This window comes from Sorangium sp. So ce281 (assembly GCF_051527395.1).
GTDB classification, from domain to species: Bacteria; Myxococcota_A; Polyangia; order Polyangiales; family Polyangiaceae; genus Sorangium; species Sorangium cellulosum_B.
Genome location: NZ_CP150322.1, coordinates 741091 through 765535 on the forward strand (window position 1 = coordinate 741091; position 24445 = coordinate 765535).

Sequence of the window (24445 nt, forward strand, 5' to 3'; positions counted from 1 at the left end):
CTCGGTTTGGTGCGCTGCGCTGCTCGCCCTCGGGGGCACGGCGTGCGGAAAAGACGGACCCGTGCTCCCGAGCGGCCTTCCCCGGCCGCTCGCGGGGATCTACATGGACTTCGGCGCGGCGCCGGAGGAGGACCGCTTCCGCGCGCTGATGGGGTTCCCGACCCGGGATGTCCCCGGGCTCGAGAGCGCGATCGAGGACATGTACGATCCCGGGAAGCCGGACACGTTCCGGAAGTACATGTCGGTCGAGACCTGGATGGAGCGCCACGCCCCGTCCGAGAGCGACGTCGCGGCCGTCGAAGACTGGCTCGTCCAGCAGGGGATGGAGATCCGGCGGCGGTCCAAGAACCGGCTCCTGCTCGAGTTCGCGGGCACGGTCGAGCAGTTCAACACCGCGTTTGACACCGAGCTCCGCGACTTCGAGCGCGAGAACCCCGCGGCCGGCGGCAAGCCGCTCCGCACGTTCGGCGCGCTCGATCCGCTCAGGCCGCCGCAGCGGATCATCGACCTCGCGTCGGGCGTCATCTCGGTCGAGATCCCCGCTGACACCGATCCGCTCCCGCCCGAGGGGGGCGCGATCGAGACGGACCCTCCGCCGGAGCCGGAGCAGGGGTACACGCCCGCGCAGATCGCGCGGGCCTACGGGGTCGAAGGGCTCCACACCGGCGGCCACGGCGGGCAGGGCGTGAAGCTCGGCGTCGTGGTCGGGGCGACGTTCAAGACCCGGGATCTCCAGTCGTTCTGGCAGTCGTTCGGCATTCTCTCGCGAAACAACCCCGTCGAAGTGGTCACCGCGGATCCGATCTCCACGCGTTATGTCGAGAGCACGCTGGACATGCAGTGGTCGGGCGCGATGGCGCCCATGGCGGAGCTCGTCGCGTACCAGGGGCCGGACGCGCGCACCCACTCCATCCTCTATGCGTGGAACGAGGCGATCGCTGCCGGCGAGGTGTCGGTGCTCTCGACGTCGTTCGCGCACCGCGAGGAGACGGAGGCGCAGCCGATCCGGGAGCAATACAACGAGGCGGCGCGCATGGGCGCGGCGCTCGGGATGACGATCGTCGTCGCGAGCGGCGACTCGAGCAGGCCCGACGTGCCGTCGTCGAGCCCGTACGTGACGTGCGTCGGCGGGACGGTGCTCGAGCTCGGCGACGGCGGCGAGGTCGCGCGCGAGGTGGCGTGGAGCGGCTCCGGTTCGGGCCGATCGCGCGCCTTCGATACGCCGTGGTGGCAGGAGAGCGTCGTGACGGACGCGCAGGGCACGCGCGCGGTCTCCGATGTCGCGCTGGGCGCGTCGTCGAACTTCCCGTACTGGCTCTACTTCCTGGGCGAGTGGGATCAGCGCGGCGGCACCTCGTTCGCGGCGCCGGTGTTCGCCGGGCTGATGGCGTCGGTGAACAGCCACCGGATCGCGCAGGGCAAGCCCGTCGCCGGGTGGCTGAACCGGGCGCTCTACACCGATGCGGGCGTGCAGGCCGCGTTCCGCGACATCACCGAGGGCAAGACCGCCGAGGGGTTCAGCGCGGGGCCCGGCTGGGACTATCCGACCGGCTGGGGCGCTCCGCTCGCGGACAAGCTCGCGGAGGCGCTCCCGTAGGAAAGCGTCATCCTCTGGGTCGGATGGCGTTCCCTGTCGCGTTCCTGTTCCTCTCGCTCGTGTCGCTTCCGCTCCTTGCGGCGGCGGCGCTCGGCTGTGACCGCCCAGGCCGCTCCGCCGGTCCGGCGCCCGCGCCGCCCAGCGTCGCGCCCGCCCCGGCGCGGGAAGAGGCAGCGCAGGCCGCGGACGGCGGCGCGACGCCGGCGGCCGCCGCCGGGGACGCGGCGGCCGCTGCTGCGGGGGCTGCGCCGCTCCGCGCGGGCGCGCCGTTCGTGGAGCTGCCTGTCGAGGGGTTTCCGAGCGCCGTGGTGTCGGTGCCGATCGGCGCCACCGCGCGGCGTCCCGTGCTCATCGCGTCGCACGGCAACTACGATCGGCCCGAGTGGCAGTGCCAGGTGTGGCGCGACATCGTGGGTGACGGCGTCTTCGTCCTGTGCCCGAGGGGCGTCGCGCGGCCCGATTCGCCGTCGGCGAGCGACGTCCGCTTCACCTACGAGAGCAACGCCCGCCTGGAGAAGGAGATCGACGCGGGGCTCGCGGCGCTGCGGGCGCGCTTTCCCGAGCACGTGGATCCCGGCGCGGTGATCTATACAGGCTTCTCGCTGGGCGCGATCATGGGCTCTGCGATCGCCGCGCGCCGGGCGGCGCTCTTCCCGCGCCTCGTGCTGGTCGAGGGCGGACACGACAAGTGGACCCCGGCGACGGCCAAGGCGTTCGCGGACGGCGGCGGGCAGCGGGTCCTCTTCGTCTGCGCGCAGGCCGGGTGCGGCGGCGCCGCGGCCGCGGCCGCGGCGCGCCTCGACAAGGCAGGGGTGCCAGCTCGCGTGGCGCGCAGCAAGGAGGCCGGCCACCGGTACGACGGGCCTGTCGCCGAGGAGACCCGACGGGCGCTGGATTGGCTGATCGACGGCGACCCGCGCTGGTAAACGCCGCTCGGCGACGCGAGGGGGAGCGCGCGCGTTGAGCTGCTGTGGCTGCTCGGCGGGTCGAGTGAACCTCGCGCCCGCCGACGCGGCGTGGCTGTTCGCGTGGACCGAGCCCCCCGTCCCCGAGGGCTGGCACGCCGCGTTCAGCGACAAGGGCGGGACGCTCGTGTACATCCACGCCTGACCGCGCGCGGCCAGGGGCGGCGACGTGTAATACCGCCGGGCCGCGCGCGTCGGCCATGCATGCAACCCGGGACGACACTGTTGGCGATCCAACTTCCTGCGCTGAGTTCTGGAGCGCTCGAGCTCAAATGCGGCATGAAGCCGGTGCGGGGCGCGGTCGCCCTCGGGCCCCGCACGTGATCGCACTCGCCACGCTGGAGCGGCTTCCATGAAATCACCTCACCCCGCCGGCCCGAACGCCCTGCTGATGCTCGTCGCTGCGCTCGCCGGCTGCGCGCCGCGCAGCCTTCCCGCGAGCTTCCCCGCGTCCTCTGCTGCCTCGCCGCAGGCCGCGGAAGCTCCCTCGCCGCGGATCGGCGTCGCCCTCTCGGAGGAGCCTCCGCTGCCCGGCGAGCCCGCCGCGGGCTGGGTCGGACTCGAGCCGGCGGGGGCCGCGGGCGCCGGCGCCGACCCTCACCAGCACCACCATCATCACGGCCCGGCGCCGGCGAGGCCGCCGGAGGGCGGCCCGGCGGCTGCCACGCCCGAGGAGCCCGTCCATGCGCACTGAACGCCGGCGATCGCGCGCGCTCGCCCCGCGCCTCCTGCCGCTCGTGGCGGGCCTCGCGCTCTCCTCGGCGGCCGCGGCCGGCTGCGCCGCCCCGTCGTCGACCGCCGACATGGCGCGGATCCGCGAGCTGTCCCGCGTCGAGCTCCCGCCGAGCGCGGCGTCGGAGGAGGTCGATCCGGCGCCGGCCGAGGGCGCGCGCGCCCTCGGCCAGGCGCCGCGGCAGCCGCTCACCGCGGACGCCGCGGTGCGGATCGCGCTGCTCAACAACCGCGAGCTGCGCGCCGTGCTGAAGGAGGTCGGCGTCGCGCGGGGCAACCTCGAGCAGGCGGGCAAGCTGCCGAACCCGGAGATCGCGATCGAGGTCACGCCGCTGCAGGAGGGGGTCGAGCACGCGCACCTCGAGCTCGCGGTCGAGATCGACCTCACGTCGGCGCTCCTCTCGCCGCTCCACGCGAGGGCGGCGCGGTCGGAGCACGAGGCCGCGCGCTACCGCGCCGCGGGCGCGGTCGTCGATCTCGGCTACCAGGTGCGCGCCGCGTTCTACGCCGCGCAGGCGGCGGAGCAGCGCCTCGGCATCGCGAACCGCGCGCTCGACGCGTTCGCCGCGGCCCGCGACGCCGCCCGCGCGCTCTTCGAGGCGGGCAACGTCCCGGAGCTCGACGTGGCGACGCAGGAGGCGGGCTACGAGGAGGCGCGCGTCACGGCCGCGCAGATGGAGCTGGAGCTCCTCTCGCAGCGCGAGCGGCTCACCCGGCTGCTCGGCCTCTCCGGCGCGGCGACCTCCTGGACGATCGCCGGCGCGGTCCCCGCGGCCCCCGAGGCGCTCGCGACGCCGCCGCGCGCGGAGTCGCTGGCCTTGAGGGCGAGCCTCGAGCTCGCGGAGCTGCGCAGCCGGCTCGAGGCGGCGGCGGGGCGCGCCGGGGCCTTGCGCGCCGAGGGCTGGGTGCCGGACGTGGCGATCGGCGTGCACGGCGAGCGGGAGCTCGGCGCGGGCGGCGAGGCGCACGAGCACCCGTGGGCCCTCGGCGCCGGGGTCCGCCTCTCGCTCCCGCTCTTCGATCGGCGGCAGGGCGCCGAGGCCGCGCAGGCGGCGGAGTTCGACGGCCTGCTCGAGCGCTACCACGGGCGCGCCGTCGACGTCCGCTCGGCGGTCCGCGAGGCGCAGAGCCGGCTCTCGTTCGCGCACGCGCGCGCGCGGCACTACGCGCGCGTGATCCTCCCGGCGCGCAAGCGGGTGATGGAGCAGACGTTGCTCCAGTACAACGCGATGCAGGTCGGGGTCTTCCAGCTGCTCTCGGCGCGCCGAGCGCAGCTCGACGCCGAGCTCGCGGCGGTCGAGGCGCTGCGCGAGCACTGGACGGCGAAGGCTGCGTTCGACGCGCTCCTGGCAGGGCGCCGCGTCGAGGCCGCGGGGGCCGGAGCTCCCGCGGCGATGCCGAGGGCCCCGGCCACCGGCGAAGGAGGGCATTGACATGGATCGACGTGCTTTCATCCACGCGGGCGGTCTGGCCGCCGGCGCCGCCATCCTCACGCAAGGGCTCGCCCACGCGCAGCAGCGCCCTGGCGCGCCGCCCGCCGCGGGCGCCGCTACGGCCCCGCCTCGCCGGACCGCGGCGCCCGGGGGGCAGCCCGCCGTGGTGACGCCGAACGGCAGCACGCTCCCGCTGCGCGTGGTGGACGGCGTGAAGGTCGGCCACCTCGTCGCCGGCCCCCTCGAGCACGAGATCGCCCCCGGCCTGAAGAGCGAGGTGTGGGGCTACAACGGGAGCACGCCCGGCCCGACCATCGAGGCGGTCGAGGGCGATCGCCTGCGCATCTACGTGACGAACTCCCTGCCGGAGGCCACCACGGTCCACTGGCACGGCCTCGTGCTGCCGAACGGCATGGATGGAGTCGCCGGGCTCACCCAGCGCCCGATCGAGCCCGGCGAGACGTATGTTTACGAGTTCGTCGCGCGGTATCCGGGGACGTACATGTACCACTCGCATTTCGACGAGATGACCCAGATCGCGCTGGGCGCGGTGGGGATGTTCGTCGTGCACCCGAGGAGGCCCAGGGGGCCGCGCGTGGACCGGGATTTCGTGCTGATGACGCACGAGTGGAAGATCAACGCGGGGGCGCGCCGGCCCGACCCGAACGCGATGAGCGATTTCAACGTCCTCACGTTCAACGGCAAGGCGTTCCCCGCGACGGCGCCGCTCGTCGTCGGCCGCGGCGAGCGCGTGCGCGTGCGCCTCGGGAACCTCGGCCCGATGGATCACCACCCGATCCACCTGCACGGCCTGTCGTTCCAGGTCACGGCGACGGACGGCGGGTTTGTCCCCGAGTCGGCCCAGTACCCGGAGACGACGGTCCTGGTCCCGGTGGGCAGCACGCGGGTCATCGAGTTCGTCCCCGAGGAGCCGGGCGACTGGGCGGTGCACTGCCACATGACCCATCACACGATGATGCAGATGGGCCATGGCCTGCCGAACATGGTCGGCGCCGAGACCCGCGCGCTCGATCGGCGGATGCGCCGCGTGATGCCCGGCTACATGACGATGGGGACCACGGGGATGGGCGGCATGGGCGAGATGTCCATGCCGATCCCCGCGAACAGCCTGCCGATGCGCGGCGGGGCCGGGCCATTCTCGTACATCGACATGGGGGGAATGTTCACCGTCCTCAAGGTCCGCGACGATCCGGACAAGGCGGATCCGGCCGGGTGGTATGTGCACCCGGCCGGCACCGTGGCCGGGCCGGCGAGCGCCGAGCGGATGCGGGCGGACGGGATTGACCCCGCTTCTGGAGGGAAGCCGGGCGGGTGATCTCTCGACGCGAGCGAAAGCTCGCGGTCGGTACCTCGTCCGCGCGTCGAATCGAGGAGGCCGGGGGCTCGGGTCGATCGCGGCCGCGCGGGTCGGCCGTCTCGATGGACACACGGAGCGCGGCCGAGCGACCACAGGTCAGCCAAAATCTTCAGTGATTTCAATGAGCCAGAAGCGGTCCACGCCTTGCCATATCCGGTGGCGAGGCCGGGACGCCCCGGATCGCGGAGGAGTGCTTCGATGGCAATGAAGATGGCTCGACGGATGACGTATCTGGCGCTTTGCACGGTCTCGCTCGTCGGCTGCGGCGAGCGTCACGACGCGCGGCCTCCGGCGCCGGCCGCTGCCGCGTGCCCCGCGGTGACGCAGTGCCCCGAGCCTGCAGCCGCCACGGCGGCGGCGCCCGCAGGCCTGCCGGCCGCGACGGTGACGGCGCCCGCGCCGGACGCGAGCGTCGTGGCGGACAAGGGGGGCAAGGGGAGCCGTGAGGCCAAGGAGAAGGGGAGGGGGGCGGCGGAGCTGAAGGTGAAGCGGCTGGTGATCGCGGAGGGGGTGAAGGACCGCGAGCCGGTGGCGCCGGGGACGACGTTCCACGCGCCGGAGACACCGCGGCTCTATGCGTACCTGGAGGTCGAGAACCGGGGCGACGTGGAGGGCGAGGTGACGGTGGCGTTCGTCCCGCCGGGCGGCGGGGAGCCGGTCGGGAACGTGACGCTCGGGGTCGGGCCGTCGCCGCGGTGGCGGACGTGGGCGTTCACGCGCGGGGCGCGGAAGGCGGGGGAGTGGACGGCGATCGTGCGGTCGGAGACGGGCGAGGAGCTCGCGCGCGCGCCGTTCGAGGTGACGCTGTAGCCGAGGGCGGCTGGGCGCATCCACGAGGCTGCGGCGTCAGGCGGGCACGAGCTCGACGAGCGTGATCTCCGGTGGACAGTTGATGCGGACCGGCAGCCAGCCCCCGGCGCCGGCGTTGACGTGGAGGCGACGGCCCCGGTGCTCGTAATGCCCGTTGTGGTAGAGCCCGGCGGGCAGCATCGGCGTGAGCGCGTAATCGCCGATCCGGCCGAGCGAGATCTGCCCGCCGTGCGTGTGGCCGGACAGCATCAGATCGAACGGCAGCTCGCGCGCGGTGCGGAACGTGCCCGGGTGGTGGCTGAGGAGGACGCGCGGCGCGCCGTCGTCCCGCATCTGGCCGAGCGCTCGATCGAGCCCGTCGCGCGTCGGGCGCCGGGCGGGCTCTCCTGGGCGCGCGCGGCTCGGGTAGTCGATGGCGCCCATCCACAGGCGATCGCCGCCGATGCGGACCTCCCGCGCCTCGTCGACGAGCACCTGGGCGCCCGCTTCCTCGAGGCCCTTCACGATCGCCCCCGCGCTGGCCGACCGGGCGGCGATGTACTCGTGGTTGCCCATGCAGAAGAAGAGCTGCCCTCGGGCGGGGCGCAGGCCCCGGAGCAGCCGCGCGGACAGCTCGAGCTGCGAGACGTGGTGATCGAGCAGATCGCCCGTGACGACGTGGATGTCCGCGCGGATCGCGTTCATGGCGTCGCGGAGCTCGTCGAGCCGCTCCGCGTCCATGAAGCTGCCGACGTGCACGTCGCTGAGCTGCGCGATGGTGACGCCGTGCAGGCTCGTCAGCTCGCGGCGCACCGGCAGCGCGAGCCTCACGACGACCGGACGCTGGCGCGACGCGAGCACGCCGCCCATCGACACCGCGACCGCCGCCGCGGGAAGCGCCCACGTCGCGCCGACGACGAGGCGGCGGCGGCGCTCGTCGACGGCCTCCGGCCGGGCCTCGACCTCCGCAGGCCCGCGGACGTCCTGAGCGGCTGGATCGGCCTGAGCGCCGGCGCTGGCCTGCGCGTTCATCGCAGGCTGGGCATCGGCCGCAGGCCGGGCGTTCCGGGGCGGCCGGAGCCGGCGGAGCGCCCGGACGGCCGCGCTCGCGAGCGCGGCGAGCCCGAGGAGCGACCCGTAGAGGAGCAGGCCCACCTGCGCGCCCATGGCGATCAGCGCCAGCGGCTCCGGCGCGTGGCGCTGGAGCGCGCGCAGCCCCGAGAAGCTCGCCGCGGCCATGAGCAGCGCCGGGAGGGCGGCCAGCAGCAGCCCGGCGGCGCAGAGCCCGCTGATCATCGCCCCATGTCGAGGGAACGCCGCGCGCAGCCGCCGCCAGAGGATCAGGCCGAGGAGGCCGTTGACGAGCGTGACGACGAGGCCGCCGAGCTGGTACACGCGACGGAAAGTAGCATCGCGTCGATCGCGCGTCCGGCCGCGGCCTCGCCGGCTGCGCCTAGGAGCCAGCCGCTCCGTCAGGCACCTCGGCGCTGACCGGGATCTCGCGTGCTTCGAGCCCATCGAGCGACGCCTTGCCCGAGAGCGCGTCGAGGTCGCCGCGCGCGTCCCGGAGGTAGCCATTGAAGAACGCGGCGAGGTAGCCCATCGCGATCGCCTGCTGCTCGCGCCGCGAGAGCCCGGCGTGGCCGTCGAGCGGCTCGGCGAGGCCGAGCGACGTCGTGTAGCCGAAGTGGTTCGCGCCGGGCACGGTCACGAGGTGCTTCGGAGCGCGCGCGCGGTCGTAGAGCGCCGCCGGGACCGCGGCGGCGATGGGGTCCGCGGTGCCGCGGACGACCAGCACCGGCCGAGGCGCGAGCGCGTCGATGGACAGCGCGCGCTCGGGGGCGCCCGCCGGCGCGAGGAGCGCGAGGGCGCGGACGTCGAACGGGCAAGCGGCGTCGAGCGCGAGCGTGAGCGCCGCCTGCGCGCCGAGCCCGTGGCCGAGCAGGCCCACCCGAGCGAAGTCGGCCAGGAGCGGGCCCCGGGAGCCGGCGCGGAGGTGCGTGAGCGCGTCCCGGAGCACCGCGGCGCGGCGCAGCGGCGCGTCGTCGGGCGTGAGCCACGAGAGATCGGGCGCGACGACGACGAAGCCCCAGCGCGCGAGGTGCGCCATCACGCCGGCGAGCTGGCGGTAGTCCTGGGCAAGACCCGCGGGCGACCCGGCGGTGGCCGCGCTCGTGGCGAGGCGCCGCTCGTGGGCGATCGCGATGACCGGGAACGGGCCTCCCGGGGAGAGCGGCGCCTCCTCGCCGTCCGCGGACGCGGGGTAGTAGAGCAGCGCGGCGCTCCGCGCGGGGCACCGGTAAATCGCGCCCTGGAACGGCCATGTGTCGGGGTAGCAGGCGTCCGCCGACAGCGAGAGCGCGCCGATGCGCCGGAACCCCGCCCGGTGCGGCCCGGCGCGCAGCCGCGGCGAAGCGCCGGTGGGGAGCGGCGCGGGCGGAGGCGAGCTCGTGGAGGGGAGCGGGCGATTCGTCGTGGCGGCGGGTGGGCGAGAGGTCGTCGCCGCGGGCGGGCGATTCGTCGTGGCGGCGGGTGGGCGAGAGGTCGTCGCAGCAGGCGGGCGATTCGTCGTTGGGGCAGGCGGAGGGAGCGTCGCCGGAGAAGGGACATCTGCCGGGGGAGGGGACGCGTTGCCGACGATCGCGCGCTGCGACCAGACCGCGCCGTCGCGCGTCGCATGGACGATCCGCCCTTCGGCGCGCACGGCGAGCTCGATTCGCCCGAGCGGCCAGCTCTCGATCACCGAGACCGCCTCGCACCGGCCCAGATCGGTGGCGAACACCGTCGGACCGCGGAAGCGCGCCCCGGGGGCGCCGTCGTCACGGCACCACCGCGCGAGCCCCACGCGCGCGAGCGGCGAGAACAGCTCGAGCGTCCCAGGTCCGCCGATCGTGCTCCGGACGAGCGCCGGTGCCCCGCGGACCCCGGAGACCACCTCCTCCGGGCCGTGCCACGCAGCCCCGGACCCGGGAGAGCGCCGGAACATCACAAGGCGATCGCCGGCGCGCGCGACGACCTCGAGGTCGCCGGGCGCGTGGGGCCCGTGCGGCGCGCCGGCCACGCGCTGGATCATCGCGACCGCCTCGAATCGACCGAGCCCCTCGCCGAAGATCACCGGGCCGCGCCAGCCGAGCTCCGCGGTGTCGTTGTCGCGGTGGTAGTGCGCGATCCCGCCGCCCGCGTGGGGCACCACGAGCTCGAAGTTGCCTTTGCCCCCGAAGCCGCCCTGGATCAGGGCGGGGTCGCCGGCCGCGCCGTCCGCGAAGAAGCGCGGCTCGCTCCACGACGGCTCGCTCGAGGGCGCGCACCAGAACGCGGCCAGCCGATCCCCGATGCGCGCCACCGCCTCGAGGTGGCCTGGATCGCCGAAGTTGCTCTGGATGAGCGACACCGCCTCGACCGGGCCGAGGCCGCTGGCGAACGTCGCCACGCGCCGCCACGGCCCGGAGGCGTCCTCGCGGCGGTGGTGCTCGACGCCGAACGGCGCGTCGGCGGCGGGCAAGAGGAGCTCGAGCGTGCCGCGGGAGGCGCATTGCAGGAAGAAGCCGCTGGTCGTGGTGGGCATGGCGCTGACGGCACCCAATTTACCGGTGAGGCGCCGCCGCGCCTACCGCAGCATCTCGGCGAGCCGCTCGCCCGTCGCCGCCGCGAGCCCCCGGGCGAGCGCCCGGGGGTTCAGCTCGACCGCGACGGCCACCGCGTCCGGCGCGTGGGTGGCGAGCGGCGGCTCGACCGGCGCGTCCAGCCCGAGCAGGTGGCCGAACGAGCCGCCCGCCAGCTCGTTCCAGGCCGCGAGCAGCTCCTCCGAGGCGGCCTCCCCGCTCGTCGAGAAGTCGCCCGCCACCGCGATCGCGAGCGCGATCCCCTCGCGGGCGCTCGGCCTCGCGGCCGCGCCCACGGCGGTCGCCGCCGCGAGCAGCCCCCGCGCGCCGCGGGCGAGCTCCCCGTCGAACGGCCCCGGCGCGAACGCGCGCACGGGCGCCGGGCCGAGGCGGGCCTCGAGCGCGCGCAGCGGGCCGCCCGAGAGCGCCGCCGGCGAGCGCTTGAGGCGCCCGAGCGCGTACAGCGACGCGACGCGCGCCGGCCCGCGCAGCGGGCTGCCGCCGTCCTGCACGCAGGCCACGTCCTCGCCGAGCAGCACCAGCGCGTGCGGCTTCGTGCCGATGTCGCCCGTCACGCGCACGACGTCCGGGCGATCGAGCGCGCGCCGCTCCTTGCCCGTGAGCCGCCGCCGGAAGAGGCGCTCGATGGCGCGCGGGTCGCCGCTGTGGCGCGCCACGTAGAGCGTGGCGCCGCCCGCCGGCCCCGCGCCCGCGTACGACGCGATCGCGGCCTCGCGCACCTGCCGCAGATCGACGCCGGTCGCGCGGGCGTGCCGGGCCAGGTTCTCCTCGGGCGCCACGAGCGCGATCGACGGGATGAGCCACGGCACCGCCGCGACCTCGCGGGGCCGGACGAGGATCAGCCACCTGAGCCCCGCCTGCGGCAGGAGGCGCGTCAGGTCCGCCGTGGCGAGCGGCGGCAGCGGCGGGCTCGGCCGGGCGGGCGGCCGCGGCGCGCCGCCGCACGAGGGCAGCGCGAGGCCGAGGGCGCAGCCCAGGACACCGCCGAGCACGGCGCGCCGGCGAGGCGCTCGCCCGGGCGCGTCAGCCAACGACGAGGTAGGCGAAGCGGCGGTTCTTCGAGCCGACGCGGACCAGGTAGCGCTTCCCACGCTCGAGCTTGAGCTGCTCGTCCTTGACCACCTCGCCCTCGAGGTGCACAGCGCCGCCCTTCACGAGGCGCCGCGCCGCGGAGGTCGACTCGGCGAGCCCCGCCAGCGCCAGCGCGTTGCCGATCGGGATCGTGTCGCGGTCGCTCGCGACCTGGAGCTCCTCGATGTTCTCCGGCAGGCCGCCGGCCGCGACGCTGCGGCGCCGCTCGAGGGCCGCGCGCGCGTCCTCCGCCGAGTGGAAGCGGGCGACGATCTCCTGCGCGAAGAGCTCCTTCACCGCGATGACGCCCTGCTCGCCGCGGAGGACCGCCCCCCGCAGGGCGGCGATCTCCTCGGGCGGGCGCGACGACAGGAGCTCCATGTACCGCCAGATCACGCCGTCATCGACGAGCATCAGCTTCTGCAGCATGTCGAACGGCGGCTCGGTGATGCCGACGTAGTTGTCCGCGCTCTTCGACATCTTGGCGCCGACGACCTTCCCGTCCTCGACGCGCGCGTTCGTGCCCTCGAGGAGCGGCATCGTCATCACCATCTGGGCGCGCTTGCCGTAGCGGGGCATCAGGTCGCGCGCCACGAGCAGGTTGAAGAGCTGATCGGTGCCGCCGAGCTCGATGTCGGCCTCGAGCTCGACCGAGTCGTAGGCCTGGAGGAGCGGGTACATGAACTCGTGCACGTAGATGGGCCGCGCCTCCTCGTAGCGCTTCTTGAAGTCGTCGCGCTCCAGCATGCGGGCGACGGTGTACTTCGCGCAGAGCTCGATCATCTGCGTCGGATCGAGCTTGTTCAGCCACTCGGAGTTGTAGCGGACCTCGGTCCTGTTCTTGTCGAGGACCTTGAACGCCTGCGCCTGGTAGGTCTCCGCCGCGGCGACGACCTCCTCGCGCGAGAGCCGCGGGCGCAGCTCGTTCTTGCCGGTCGGATCGCCGACCATCGCCGTGAAGTCGCCGACCACGAAGACCACGTGGTGTCCGAGCTCCTGGAACTCCCGCATCTTCTGCATCACCACCGTGTGGCCGAGGTGGAGATCGGGCCGCGTCGGGTCGAAGCCGGCCTTCACGCGCAGCGGCTTGCCCTCGCGGATCCGCTCCTCGAGCTCGGCTCGGACGTGGAGGTCGACGACACCCTTGCAGAGGATCTGGAGCTGACGTTCGGCGGGGACCATGGGGGCCCGCTTCTACCGCGCAGCGGAACCGCCCGCCAGGGGGCGACGCGCCTCGGCGCGCCGGCGACGAGGGCGTGGGGCGCGATCAGGGCGCCGCGTGCGACGCCGTCACGTCGTGCGGCGCGTCACGTCATGGACGCGCCGCGCGGCCCCTCATTCGTCGTCGGTCTCCTCGTCGTCGTCGTCGTCGTCGTCGTCGTCACCCGAGATCGCGTACGCGCGGCTCGCGTTGACGAGCTCCTTGAGCTCCTTGCCGACCTTGAAGAACGGAAGGCGCTTGGCGGGCACGGGCACCGGCTGGCCCGTGCGCGGGTTCCTGCCGCTGTAGGGCTTGTACGGCCTGACCGTGAAGCTGCCGAACCCGCGGATCTCGATGCCTTCGTTGCGCTGGAGCGCCTGCGTCATCGCGTCGAAGACGCAGTTCACCACGAGCTCCGCTCGAGCCTTGGTGAGCTCCCCCCGTCCCGCGATCGCGTCGATGAGCTCGCTTTTCGTCATGGTCCACCTCCCCCACCCGAGCGGACCGCCGCCGGCGCTCGACTTGCCGCTTTCCACCGCAGTGCTCCAGGGGATGCGCCGCTCCAGGAGCCGCACGACAACAGAATCCTATGAAAAGCTCGCATGTTACGGGACTAGCGGTCAACCGAATTCCCGCCCACAACGGAGAGCGCGTCGAGCGCGAAGAGGGCTTCCCCCTGCTCGTTTCCCCCCTGCCTGGATTCCCCCTGCTCCGCCTCCCCGGTCGCCGCCGCGTCCTCGCGGGCGAGGGCGAGCTCGATTCCGACGGCATCCTCCGGGATCGGGTGCGGCGGGAGCTCGGCGCAGGCGAGCGGCGCGCCCGGGGGGCTCGGCGCGGCGGGCCCGACCCGCCAGACGTGGCGCTGGACGCCGTCGACGAGGAGGCGCACCTCGCCGGCGCCGGCGCCCGAGAGCGCCACGCGCGGGCTGATCCGGGCGCCGCGGAGCCAGGGGGCGGGCAGGCCGACCCGGACGACGGCCTCGCCGCGCCCCGCCGCGTGCACCGCGAGCAGGCGCCCGCCTGACGCGCACGTGCCGCCGGCGTGCTCGGGCAGCGCGAAGGCGCCGCGCTGGTCGCGGGGCGGCCACAGCGACTCGCCCTCGATGCGGGCCTCGCCGGGCGGCTCGGCGTCGAAGACGAGCGGCGTGATCGAGACCGAGGCGAGGCCGCCTCCGTCCGGGATTGCGAAGCGGTAGCGGTACGCGGGGGGGCGACCGCGGGCCTCCCACGCCATGCGGTCGATCGCGTCGCCCCGGTAGCGCAGCACCGCGACGTCCTCCGGCGCGGGATCGAAGCCGAGGTTGAAGCCGTGATCGGTGTCGACGAACACGAGGCCGCGCGAGACGCCCGCGCGCGCGACGGCGGCGGGGTCGAACATGGGCAAGCCGCCCTCGCGATCGCGGAGCGCGGCGTGCTCGAAGCCCGCGCGGAAGGCGAAGCCGGCGAGCGGGAGCGCCGCCGCGAGGAGCGCCGCCGGGAGGAGCGCTGTCGGGACGAGCGCTGTCGGGAGGAGCGCTGTCGGGACGAGCGCTGTCGGGAGGAGCGCGCCACGCCGGCGCGCGGGGCCGCGTTCCGCGCGCGCCGCCGTCGCAGCGCGCTCGGCGAGCGCGAGGGCGGCCATCGCCGCGAGGACGTGCTCCACCGGCAGCACGTCGGCGAAGAAGCGCGCGCCGCCTCCCGGGTAGTTGCCGTCGAAATAGAAGGGGGCGTACGCGGCGATCTGGAGGAGCGGGGCGATCGCGAGGGCGCGCGAGCGCGGCCGCCGCCAGGCGATCACGGCGCCGGCGAGCACGAGCAGCGCGAGCGGCTCGGCGTTGAGCGCGTCCACGAGGTGGAGCTTCAGGCGGCGCAGCGTCGTGCCGGCAGCAGCCAGAAAGCCGTATCCTTCCGCGAGGTTGTGACGGACGAAGTCGCCGTGTTCGCCGAGGCAGCCGACGCCGGCGCCGAAGCCGTAGCGGAAGCAGCCGGGCGGGCCGTCCGAGACCGCGTAGTACGCGGCCTGCGACGAGGCGAAGGCGCCCGTCGCGGCGCGCTGGTGGGCCGCGAGCAGCGCGAGGCCGGGGAGGGCGCCGAGCGCCATCGCCGCGGCGAGCCGCGCGAGCCGCGGCGAGGGGCGCGGCGGCGGATTGCCCTCGCGCGGACCGGCCGCCGCGCTCCCCGGCGCGATCGCCGGCAGGATCACGAAGGGCAGCGTCGCGGCGAGGGCGAGCGCGCTCGGCGGGCGCGTCGCCGCGAGCCAGCCGGCGGCGAGCCCGGCGAGCGCGGCGGCGCGGACCGCCGGACCGAGGGGCCCCGTCGCGGCGCCCGTCGATGCGGCGGCGCGGGCCTCGTCGAGCGCGCGCCGCGCCGACGCGAGCGCGACGGTGAAGCAGAGGGCCGCGAGCCCGTGCGACATCGTGTCGGCCGTGTGGTAGCGGAGCGCGGCGCAGAGCGCCGAGAAGAGCGCGGCGACGAGCGGGACGAAGCGGATCGTCGCGGCGCTCCCGGACGGGGCCGGGCCCTCCGGCGCGAACCGCGCGGCCAGGTCGTAGGTGGCGATCGCGAGCGCCGCGGCGAGCGCTGGGCCGACCGCGAGCGGCGCGCCCGCGAGGAAGCCCAGCGCGAGCAGGGCGGGGTAGCCCGGGGGGAAGAGGACCGCGACCTCGGCCGCGCAGTTCGCGCCGGAGGGCCCGGCCATCGTGTCGCCCGCCGCGTCGCTGCGGACGAGGAAGCGACCGAGCACGGAGGCCGCGGGCTCGTCGAGGGGCCACGCGAGGTAGCCGGCCGCCATCGCGCGCGCCTCGAGCCAGTAGCTGGTCGCGTCGATGATGCGGGGGCCGCCCCGCAGGTAGACCGCGACGTACGCGGCCGAGAGCAGCGCCGCGACGACCGAGAGGGCCGCGGCGATCGCGGCGCCCAGGGCCGCGCCGGAGCGGGGCGCGGGGTCGCGGCCCGAGCGCGCGGCGCCGGGGCGTGGAGGCGCGGGGCCGGCCCGCGCGGCGGCGGGCGAGCGGCGGAGGAGCCAGGCGCCGGCGAGCACCGCGGCGAGGGCGAGCGCGAGCGCGATCCATTGCGCGGGGTCGCGGGGCAGGCCGGCGCGCACGTCACTGTCCAGCGAGCGGGCGCGCGCCGGCGCCGCGCGCGGGGCGATCGAGGATCCAGACGTGGTGATCGACCCACTCCCCGTCGACCGGCGTGAGCGTGAGCGTGAACGTCTCGGGCAGGCCCTCGGGGAGGTCGAGCGAGGCCTCGGTCCAGCCGTCGCCCCTCTTGAGCGCGAGGTGGCCGATCTCCCGGCCGTCCGCCGTCGCGCGGATCGTGGCGGCGCGGGGCGCGGCGGTGCGGACCACGAGCCTGCCCTGGCCCTCGCGGGGGGCGCGCAGGCGGGCCGCCTCGCTCCTGCCGCCCGGGATGGCGCGCCCCGCGTCGAAGCGATCGTGCCCTGATCCGCGCGGATCCGGGAGGACGCTGAAGCCGACGAAGCCGGCCTGAGGCCGCGGGAAGGCGTAGCCGTGCTCCCGCTCGCTCACGAGGTCGGCGACGTCGAGCTCGTCGACGATCCGCTCGTCCTCGCGCATCGACGCGGGCGCCTCGCCGTACGCGAGCGGGCTCCAGTCGGCCTGGTAGATGACCTTCTCCGCGCCGCCGCAGATCACGTTGCCGACGACGGGGATCGCGGCGATCCGCCTGCCGAAGATGGCCGGGAGGTTGCCCCACCAGCCCGGGTAGATGGCCAGCGTGTCGGGGCGATCGTCGGCGGGGATGCGCTCGATGAGCTCCAGCGAGGCGCCCAGGCCGTGGACGCCCGCGCGCGCGAACGGGAGATCGTGGTAGCCGCCGAGCCCGATGAGGTCGAGGCCGGGCCGGTCCGACGCGTAGAGGAGCGCGCCCGCGTCGCCGACGAGGACGCGGCGCACGTCGAGCTGGGCGAGGAGCTTGCCGGCGACGAGGTGCTGATCGCGGATGTTGCGGCTGGCGCGGCCGAAGAACCAGATCTGGTCGCGCATCCTGGGCAGCTGGTGCGCCCAGAAGAGAGCGGCCACGGCGAGGGCGAGCGCGACGCGCGCGCACCAGAGGCCGCGCGCCACGGCGCCGCCGCGGGCCGCGGCCGCGAGGCCGCCGAGGGCCCCGAGCCGCGCCCTGAGCCCGGCCGGGGCGCTCTCCGGCCGCTCCTGGCGGCGCTCGTCGCCGCTGGCCCACGCGGCGCGCGCGACGAGCAGCGCGAGCCCCATCGCCGCGAGCACCAGCAGCCAGGCGACCGCGGGCATGGTGTAGCGCTCGTTCTGCCAGCGGACCTGACCGTTCAGGGACACGAGCGCGAGCCACCCGACGACCTGGACCCAGAGCAGCGCCGCGGCCCCGCGGGTCTTGCGCGAGGCGAGGGGGACGAGCGCGACGGCGGGCACGAGCCAGCCCCAGGGGAGGGCGTCCGAGAAGTGGTGGTTGGTGTTGCGGGCGACGACGTACGTCGCGAGGAACTCGTAGGTGTCCCACTTCTCGGAGGACGTCATGTACGGGTTGTTCAGCGCCAGCTTGGCGATGGCGCCGCTCGCCGCCCACTCGCCGGTGAACACGCGGTTGGCGACCGCCTGGGCGAGGCACGCGAGCGCGCCGGGCACCGACGTCCGGAGCAGGGTCGCGATCGCCGCGCGCGCGCCGTGGGCCCGCTTCACGGCGATGGCCGCGTACACACCCAGCGCCGCCACGCAGACGACCGACTCCGGCCGGGTGGCGTAAAGGAGCGCGCCGGCGAGGCCGGCGGCCCAGCCGAGGTGGGCGAGGCGCTTCGGCGGCGCCGCGGCGCGCACGTCGTCGGTCGTCCGCGTCGTCCGCGTCGTCCGCGTCGTCCGCGTCACCCGCGTTGCCGGCTCGCGCGGCGCGTCGGCTGCGCGGGCGACCGAGAGCGCGGCGAGGGTGGCGAGCGCCCAGGCGCCGAGGTGGAAGGCGTTCTCCATCCCGCTGAACAGCGACCAGTCGAGCGCGCCGATGGAGAGCGCCACGGGCGGCAGCAGGTACTTCGCCCAGCGCCCGACGGGCTCGAGGAGCCGCGCGCCGACGAGCAGGAAGCCGAGCATCGAGGTGCACGCGACGATCGCCGCCCACTGCATCAGCAGGACGCCGCGGAAGCCGACGAGATAACCGAGGGCAAGGACGAACGGGTAGCTCAGGCTCGTGTTCCCGCTCGAGAAGCCGTTGCCCTCGGACCACTCGAACGGGTACCCGCGCGCGGTGGCGCGGGCGTAATCGAAGTGGATGAAGACGTCGTCGAGCGGCGCCGACCACATGCCGCCCGTCTGCTGGTGCATCGCGCTGTAGAACGCGACGGCGGCGTAGAGGACGCATGCCCCCGCGTAGGCGGCGAACAGGATCGGATCGACGCGCGGCCAGGCCGCGACCAGGCGATCGAGCCAGCCGGGTGGCACCGCCGGGCCGGCGCCCCGGGAGGCGGTGGTCTCGGTGTCGCTGGTTCCGTCCGTTCCGTCGGGGGAGGCGCTGCTCGGTCGGGGAGCTGCGCTTCCGGGCGGCGAGGGGGAACCAGGGTCGGCGCTGGACGGTGACACGCGGCTCTTTTACACGACTTTCACGCAGCCTGACCCGAGGAGCCCGCCCACGAACGTGGCGCCGCCAGCTCTGCCCAGCACGTTTGCAAGCGGCTGCTTCAGGATTGAAATGGGAAAGACATTTTACTAGCGAAAGTCCACGAACTCGGAAGGGAAGCTCTTGGCCCGCATCCTGCTCAATGAGCAGCTGCAGAGCGCCCGTGACGGTCTCCCCCCCCGCCGTCGAGCGGGCGCTCTTTTTTTTTCCGTTGCCTCCTCCGGCCGGAGTCGTTCGAGGCGTGGGCCGCCGAGGCCGGCGCCGATCGGGCGGCGTTCCGCGCGGCCTTCGACGAGCAGCGGCACGCGCCGAAGATCGACCGGGACCTCGAGGCCGGCCAGGGCCTGGGCATCCACGGGACCCCGGCGACCTTCGTCAACGGGGTGTTCGTCAGCGGGGCGTGGCCTCTCGACAAGTTCCGGACCCTCATCGACGGGCAGCTCCGGGCGGCCGAGGAGCTCCGGCGATCCGGCGTCCCGCAGGAGCGCGTCTACGCGGCCCTGTCCGAGCAGAACAAGGCGCCCGCTCCGGCCCCGAAGCCGCCCTCGCCGCCGGCCCCCGAGGATACGACCGTGTGGAAGGTGCCTGTCGACGGGTCGCCGATCCGGGGCAACCCGGGCGCGCCGGTCACGCTGGTCATGTTCTCGGACTTCGAGTGTCCGTTCTGTCGCAAGGTCGCCCCGACCGTCGACGGCCTCGAAAGGAAGTACGGCGCTCAGCTGCGCGTCGTCTTCAAGCACAACCCGCTCCCCTCCCACGCGCGGGCGCCCCTCGCCGCCGAGGCGTCGATCGAGGCGTTCCGGCAGAAGGGCGAGGCCGGCTTCTGGGCGATGGCGCAGCGCCTGTGGGAGGACCCGTCCGAGAATGGGCCCGGCCGCGCGGCGCTCGAGCGCCACACGGCCGCGATTGGCCTCGACGTCGCGAAGCTCCGCGCCGCGCTCGACTCGGGAGCGCGGAGCGTCCTCCGGGCTGGATCGGATGTACGCGGGGTATCCCGCTTGTGCGCAGGACGGCGGATGGCCTGGAGACGAACGACGCGGGGTGGTCCCATTCACCGCGCGCGTCATGGCGCGCGCGGCTCGACAGCGGGTGACCTCCTGCCCACGCGGGGATACCCGGCGGCCGTTCAGTGGGCGAACGGGTTCGGCGGCGGGCGCCTCGCCTCGCCGCGCGGGCGGCGCGATTTCAGGACAGGCCTGATTCTTCTTGCCGGTCCCGGTTGAGAAGATTTCGCGCCATCCTCCAAAGGCGTCCGCGCGCCCTCTGCGCGCTCCCGTGCGGCCTGCGCGTTGACCCCTCTCGCGCGCGTCGAGTAGAACGATCTTCGCGCCAGAGCGCGCCACCCAGTCAGCGCCAGCGCGGATTGGAACCGCAAACGATGCGTTGGTTCGTCGAGATCTCGTCGTTAGGCCAGAACGCTCCGCCGAGCAGGAAGGTGTGCGTCGAGGCCCCGCAGTGGCAGCCCGCGCTGCAGAAGGCCCGGGCGCTCCGCGGCGATGGCGGCCCGCTCAACAATTTCTCGGTGGATCTGCTGGAGAGCGGCTACCGAGCGATCGATCCGGCGACGCGCGTGCGGTACGTCGTGCAGCGCGCCCCCGACGACGCGGCGCTGACGGACGGGACCGACACGCCGGCGGGCGCCTCCCCGGCCGGGGCGGCCTCTCCAAAGCCGGCCGAGCCTGCGGAGCGTGTCGCAAGGAAGCGCCCGATCGCGCCCACGGTCCCGTTCATCTCGATGGGGACCGCGCTCCTCGTCCCGGAGCCAGCGGGCGCCCAGGCGCAACCGGCGAAAGGCGGGGAGGCCGCGCCGGGGCGGGATGCGCCGCAGGAGCGAGGCGCCGAGCCGGAGCGAGCGCCCGCGGAGCTGCCGCCGTATCAGCTCATCTCGCAGCGCGAGGAGAACCCGTCCGAGCGCTCGCCGCTCACCTACCGAGAGCTCGTCTATGCGGTCGCGACCGGCACCCCGCGCGATCTCGTCAGCGCGCTGCTGGTCGATCGGCTCGAGCGCGCACGGCAGCGCATCGACGACGCGCGGCCGGGCAAGTTCATCCATATCGCCGTGTTCGATCACGTCTTCGACGGCCGGCCTCAGCGCAGCCCGCTCGCGACCCTCGCCTGGAAAGATTGGCGCTCGGCCGAGCCCGAGATCCAGTTCCGCCCGCGCACCGGCGGCACCGCACCGCCGCCGGCCATGCCGCCCGCGGACGTGGCGCCGCCGGTCGCCGTGCCGCCAGCTGCTGCGCCGCCTGCGGATGGTTCACCGCCGGCCGTCGCGCCGCCTGCGGACGTAGCGCCGCCGGTTGCCGCGCCGCCTGCGGACGCGGCGCCGCCTGCGGACGCTGCGCCGCCTGCGGACGCGGCGCCGCCTGCGGACGCTGCGCCGCCTGCGGACGCGGCGCCGCCTGCGGACGCTGCGCCGCCTGCGGACGCTGCGCCGCCTGCGGACGCTGCGCCGCCTGCGGACGCTGCGCCGCCGGTCGCCGCGCATTCTGCGGACCTGCCGCGGCCAGCCCTCACGCCGCCGGCCGACGTGGTGCTGCTCGCGGTGCCGGCCGACCAGCAGGGGGCGCCGCCACGTCTCCAGCTCGTCCCGGAGCCGCCCGAGGTCGCTACCCCCACGCCGGCGCCGCCGCGGCGGCGCTCCTCCTTCCCTCCGAAGAACGGGCGCCTCTCCGGCGACGACCTCATCGCCGAGCTGTTCGAGGCGTGCAGCGACCTGCACTTCCTCCAGGACACCCTCGCGGGCGCCGACTTCATCCTCGCGCTCACGCTCGACAAGATCCCGTGCGCCTTCGGCCTCGTGTCGCTGTTCGACATCAACCGGCGCGAGTTCGTGGTCGTCCGGCAGTACGGCGGCAAGAGCGCGCTCCTCGCCAGGCTGTCCGAGCGGGCGCCGCTCCCGCTGGCCGCGATGCGGTCGAGGCGCGCCGTCGTGGTGCCCGACGCGGCCAAGGACGAGCGCGCCATGGACGAGCGGTGGAAGGCGATCGGCGTCGAGCTCCGGAGCGTCATCTGCGCGCCCGTCGAGCTCGCGGGCCGCTACCTCGGCCTCCTCGAGATCGGAAACCCGCTCGACGGCAAGCCGTTCTCCGAGAGCGACGGCAACGCGCTCACCTACATCGGCCAGCAGTTCGCCGAGTTCGTCGGGGCGCGCGGCGTGGTCCTCGAGCCCGGCCTCGTGACCGCGGGGGCGAAGCAGGCCGCCCGCTAGCGGAGCCGAGCGATGGACCTCCTCCCCTCCGCCGGGAAGCGCCATCGCGTCCCGTACTTCGCCCTCGTCCCCGCCATCGTCGTCGCCGTGCTCGTGCTCGGCGGGATCGCCCTGCGCACGACGCTGCAGATCGAGAAGGCGCGGCAGCAGACCGTCTTCGACGCGACGCTCACCCTCGCCGACGAGCGCGTCGACCGGCTCGACAAGCTGATCATCGCCCAGGACAGCGTCGTCGCCGCGCACGTCGACGTGGCGAACCTCTCGGTCATCGCGCGGCGGTGGCTCCCCACGGCGGCCCGCGAGACGCCGACCGTGCGCGCCATCCTGGTCCTCGACATGGACAACGCGGCGCACGACGTGCTCGCGTTCGCCTCGCGCGGCGCGTCCGGGCGGGAGGACGACGCCTTCCGCAAGCTCCTGCTCGCCCGCCTCCTGCCGCAGATGAACTTCGGGGGCGACACGACCGAGCTGCGCCACCTCCACCACGTCATCGATCAGCAGAGCCTGCTCGTGAGCTACTGGCAGCGCGAGCACGCGGGGCGCAGGTTCCTCGTCGTCGCGTGGCACGAGGTGCCGCGCCTTGTCCACGAGGTGATGCCCCGGCTGTTCCGCGACCTCGATCGCGAGAAGAGCCGGATGAACGTCATCGACGAGGAGGGCCGCATCGTGTTCGGCCCGCCCATCATCGGCGGCGAGTTCACCGTCGGGCGCCCCTTCCCGACCACGCTCTACAACTGGCGCCTCCAGATGGCGCTCACCACGGCCGAGGAGCTCGGCGAGAAGGTCGAGCGGCAGCGCCTGATCGAGATCCTGATGGTCGGCTTCTCGGCCCTGGTGGCGCTGGCCGGGCTCGCGATCGTGGTGCTCGCCTCCGTGAACGAGCGGCGGCTCGCGGCGCTGAAGAGCGACTTCGTCGCGAACGTGTCCCACGAGCTCAAGACGCCGCTCTCGCTCGTCCGCATGTTCGGCGAGCTCCTCCTCGGCGGCCGCGTCCCCAACGACGAGAAGCGCCGCCAGTACCTGCAGATCATCGTGAGCGAGAGCGAGCGGCTCACCGCGCTCATCGAGAACGTCCTCGATTTCGCCCGCGTCGAGCGGGGCAAGGCCGCCTACGAGTTCGCGCGCGGGAGCGTCGCCGAGGTGGCCACGCGCGCCGTCGACATGTACCGCTACCGCGCCGAGCGCGAGGAGATGACCGTCGAGCTCACGATCGCCGACGGGCTGCCCGAGGCGCTGATCGACGCGCGCGCGCTCGAGCTCGCCCTCGTGAACCTGCTCGACAACGCGCTCAAGTACGCGAAGGACGGCGGCCGCGTCGCCGTCGCGGTGGAGGTCGAGGGCGGGGGCGGCGGGCGCCTCGCCGCGCTGACGCGCCAGGCGAGGCAGGTCACCATCCGGGTGAGCGACCGCGGGCCGGGCATCGATCCCGACGAGCAGAAGCACATCTTCGAGCGCTTCGCGCGCGGGCGGCGGGCGAGCGAGCGGCAGGTGCGCGGCAGCGGGATCGGGCTCGCGCTCGTGAAGCACATCGCCGAGAGCCATGGCGGCGCCGTGCGGGTCGAGAGCCCGCTCACCGACGACGGGCGCGGCAGCGCGTTCGTCGTGTCGCTCCCCGCGCTGGAGCACGACCGGGAGGCGCAAGAGCGCGCCGCGAACGCCGAGCCGGTCGTGGCCGAGCCGGCGCCGGACGCGGGGTCGCCGTGAGGGCGCGCGGGAGCGGCAAGGCGGCGCCCCGGCCGGGCGACGCCGCGGTCAAGGCGGCGCCCCGGCCGGGCGACGCCGCGCGGGGCGCCGCGGTCAAGGCGGCGCTCGACGGGGTGCGCGCGCGGTGCGCCGTCGAGGAGCGCCGCGCGCGAGACCCGGTCTCCTTCGTTCATCGCTACACGGACCCGGCCGATCAGGAGCTCGTGGCGCTCATCGCCGCGTCGCTCGCCTTCGGCAACGTGAAGGCGCTGCACGCCAAGATCGGCGAGGCGCTCGATCGCCTCGGGCCGGAGATCGCCCTCACCGCGGACGACGCCCGGGCCGTCTCGGCGCGGCTGCGCGGCTTCCGGCACCGGATCTACCGCGATCGCGACCTCGTCGGGCTGATCGTCGGCGCGCGGCGGGTGCAGCGGGCCTCGGGCTCGCTCGGCGCCGCCTTTGCGGCCGAGCTCTCGCGCACCCGCGACCTGCGCCAGGCCCTCGGGGCCTGGGTGCGGGCGATCCGACGCGCCGGCGGCCTCGACCGGCGCCCGGACGACCGCGGAGCCGCGCACATCCTCCCCGATCCCGAGAAGGGCAGCGCCGCCAAGCGGCTCATGCTCCTGCTGCGGTGGATGATCCGCCCTGCGGACGGCGTGGACCTCGGCCTGTGGCCGGTGCCCCCGTCGGCCCTCCTCATCCCGGTCGACACGCACATCGAGAAGCTCGGCTACAACATCGGGCTCACCGATCGCAGGGGCGCCACCTGGAAGACGGCAGAGGAGATCACCGCGGCCCTCCGCGGCTTCGATCCAGCCGACCCCGTCAAGTACGACTTCGCCCTCTGCCACCTCGGCATGCTCCAGCAATGCCCGTCGCGGCGCGATCCGGTCCGCTGCCAGGGGTGCGGCGTGAAGCCGGTCTGCCGCCACTGGGACGAGTGAACACGCCCCGCGCGGCAGATTTCCGTCCGGGACAGCTACAACCTCGATCAGATCGAGAACGCGAGGGCCTTCGAATTTGAATCGGATTGCAACTGTGATTTTCAGCCATGCAATGGTGGCTGGTTGTGCTGGGTGTAAGTATTTGAAACTCTGTTCGACGTGGGTCGGCACAGAGCCTGCAAAATGACAGGCGAGCGCCGTCGCGGAGACCTTCCCCCCCCAGGTCCGCGAGGCGCTTTTT

At 74.6% G+C, this 24445-nt stretch carries 17 protein-coding genes and 1 pseudogene; 11 read left to right on the plus strand and 7 right to left on the minus strand.

Translation table 11 applies throughout. The features are described from left to right. Positions 1 to 61 precede the first annotated feature (61 nt). The 6 genes from WMF27_RS02720 to WMF27_RS02745 all read left to right on the plus strand — a co-directional run bounded on the left by WMF27_RS02720 (position 62) and on the right by WMF27_RS02745 (position 6915). Entirely contained in the window at positions 62 to 1597 is a 1536-nt protein-coding gene (locus WMF27_RS02720) for a S53 family peptidase (protein WP_437761816.1), read from the plus strand. Between the two features lie 23 nt (positions 1598 to 1620). After that, the gene (locus tag WMF27_RS02725; RefSeq protein ID WP_437761815.1) at positions 1621 to 2523 is read left to right on the plus strand and encodes a hypothetical protein; all 903 of its coding nucleotides are present in this window, start codon (positions 1621 to 1623) and stop codon (positions 2521 to 2523) included. A 391-nt stretch (positions 2524 to 2914) separates the two neighbouring features. Next, a complete protein-coding gene (locus WMF27_RS02730) occupies positions 2915 to 3256 on the plus strand; it encodes a hypothetical protein (RefSeq protein WP_437761814.1) in 342 nt (113 codons plus the stop codon). Then, positions 3246 to 4727, plus strand: coding sequence for a TolC family protein (locus WMF27_RS02735; protein WP_437761813.1), 1482 nt, complete (start codon positions 3246 to 3248; stop codon positions 4725 to 4727). Before WMF27_RS02730 ends, WMF27_RS02735 begins: the two co-directional genes overlap by 11 nt. Position 4728: 1 nt before the next feature. Then, positions 4729 to 6063, plus strand: coding sequence for a multicopper oxidase family protein (locus WMF27_RS02740; RefSeq protein WP_437761812.1), 1335 nt, complete (start codon positions 4729 to 4731; stop codon positions 6061 to 6063). A gap of 240 nt (positions 6064 to 6303) precedes the next feature. After that, positions 6304 to 6915, plus strand: a complete 612-nt coding sequence (locus tag WMF27_RS02745; protein ID WP_437761811.1) for a DUF2914 domain-containing protein — start codon at positions 6304 to 6306, stop codon at positions 6913 to 6915. Between the two features lie 36 nt (positions 6916 to 6951). On the opposite strand, the gene WMF27_RS02750 is transcribed toward WMF27_RS02745, so the two are convergent. The 7 genes from WMF27_RS02750 to WMF27_RS02780 all read right to left on the minus strand — a co-directional run bounded on the left by WMF27_RS02750 (position 6952) and on the right by WMF27_RS02780 (position 18329). Continuing rightward, on the minus strand, positions 6952 to 8289 hold the full coding sequence (locus WMF27_RS02750; RefSeq protein WP_437761810.1) for a metallophosphoesterase: 1338 nt from the start codon (positions 8287 to 8289) through the stop codon (positions 6952 to 6954). A 58-nt stretch (positions 8290 to 8347) separates the two neighbouring features. After that, a complete protein-coding gene (locus tag WMF27_RS02755; RefSeq protein WP_437761809.1) occupies positions 8348 to 10459 on the minus strand; it encodes an alpha/beta hydrolase in 2112 nt (703 codons plus the stop codon). Positions 10460 to 10501: 42 nt separating this feature from the next. Continuing rightward, positions 10502 to 11509, minus strand: coding sequence for a hypothetical protein (locus WMF27_RS02760; RefSeq protein ID WP_437943787.1), 1008 nt, complete (start codon positions 11507 to 11509; stop codon positions 10502 to 10504). 31 nt (positions 11510 to 11540) lie between these two features. Beyond that, entirely contained in the window at positions 11541 to 12770 is a 1230-nt protein-coding gene (gene tyrS, locus WMF27_RS02765) for a tyrosine--tRNA ligase (protein ID WP_437761807.1), read from the minus strand. 153 nt (positions 12771 to 12923) lie between these two features. Further along, the gene (locus WMF27_RS02770) at positions 12924 to 13268 is read right to left on the minus strand and encodes an HU family DNA-binding protein (protein ID WP_436624988.1); all 345 of its coding nucleotides are present in this window, start codon (positions 13266 to 13268) and stop codon (positions 12924 to 12926) included. Between the two features lie 134 nt (positions 13269 to 13402). Beyond that, a complete protein-coding gene (locus WMF27_RS02775; RefSeq protein WP_437943788.1) occupies positions 13403 to 15871 on the minus strand; it encodes a hypothetical protein in 2469 nt (822 codons plus the stop codon). A gap of 1 nt (position 15872) precedes the next feature. After that, complete coding sequence (locus WMF27_RS02780; RefSeq protein WP_437943789.1) at positions 15873 to 18329, minus strand: hypothetical protein; 2457 nt, start codon at positions 18327 to 18329, stop codon at positions 15873 to 15875. Positions 18330 to 18611: 282 nt separating this feature from the next. On the opposite strand from WMF27_RS02780, the pseudogene WMF27_RS02785 reads away from it, so the two are divergent. The 5 genes and pseudogenes from WMF27_RS02785 to WMF27_RS02805 form a co-directional block, all read left to right on the plus strand. After that, positions 18612 to 18788, plus strand: a pseudogene (locus WMF27_RS02785) (DsbA family protein); the annotation flags it as partial. A 6-nt stretch (positions 18789 to 18794) separates the two neighbouring features. Beyond that, positions 18795 to 19589 carry a DsbA family protein gene (locus WMF27_RS02790; RefSeq protein ID WP_437944513.1) on the plus strand — a complete coding sequence of 265 codons (795 nt, stop codon included), beginning with the start codon at positions 18795 to 18797 and terminating at the stop codon, positions 19587 to 19589. Positions 19590 to 19801: 212 nt separating this feature from the next. Further along, the gene (locus WMF27_RS02795) at positions 19802 to 21577 is read left to right on the plus strand and encodes a GAF domain-containing protein (RefSeq protein ID WP_437943790.1); all 1776 of its coding nucleotides are present in this window, start codon (positions 19802 to 19804) and stop codon (positions 21575 to 21577) included. Positions 21578 to 21589: 12 nt separating this feature from the next. Continuing rightward, positions 21590 to 23281 carry a sensor histidine kinase gene (locus tag WMF27_RS02800; protein ID WP_437943791.1) on the plus strand — a complete coding sequence of 564 codons (1692 nt, stop codon included), beginning with the start codon at positions 21590 to 21592 and terminating at the stop codon, positions 23279 to 23281. Continuing rightward, positions 23278 to 24204 carry a TIGR02757 family protein gene (locus tag WMF27_RS02805; RefSeq protein ID WP_437943792.1) on the plus strand — a complete coding sequence of 309 codons (927 nt, stop codon included), beginning with the start codon at positions 23278 to 23280 and terminating at the stop codon, positions 24202 to 24204. Before WMF27_RS02800 ends, WMF27_RS02805 begins: the two co-directional genes overlap by 4 nt. Positions 24205 to 24445 lie beyond the last annotated feature (241 nt).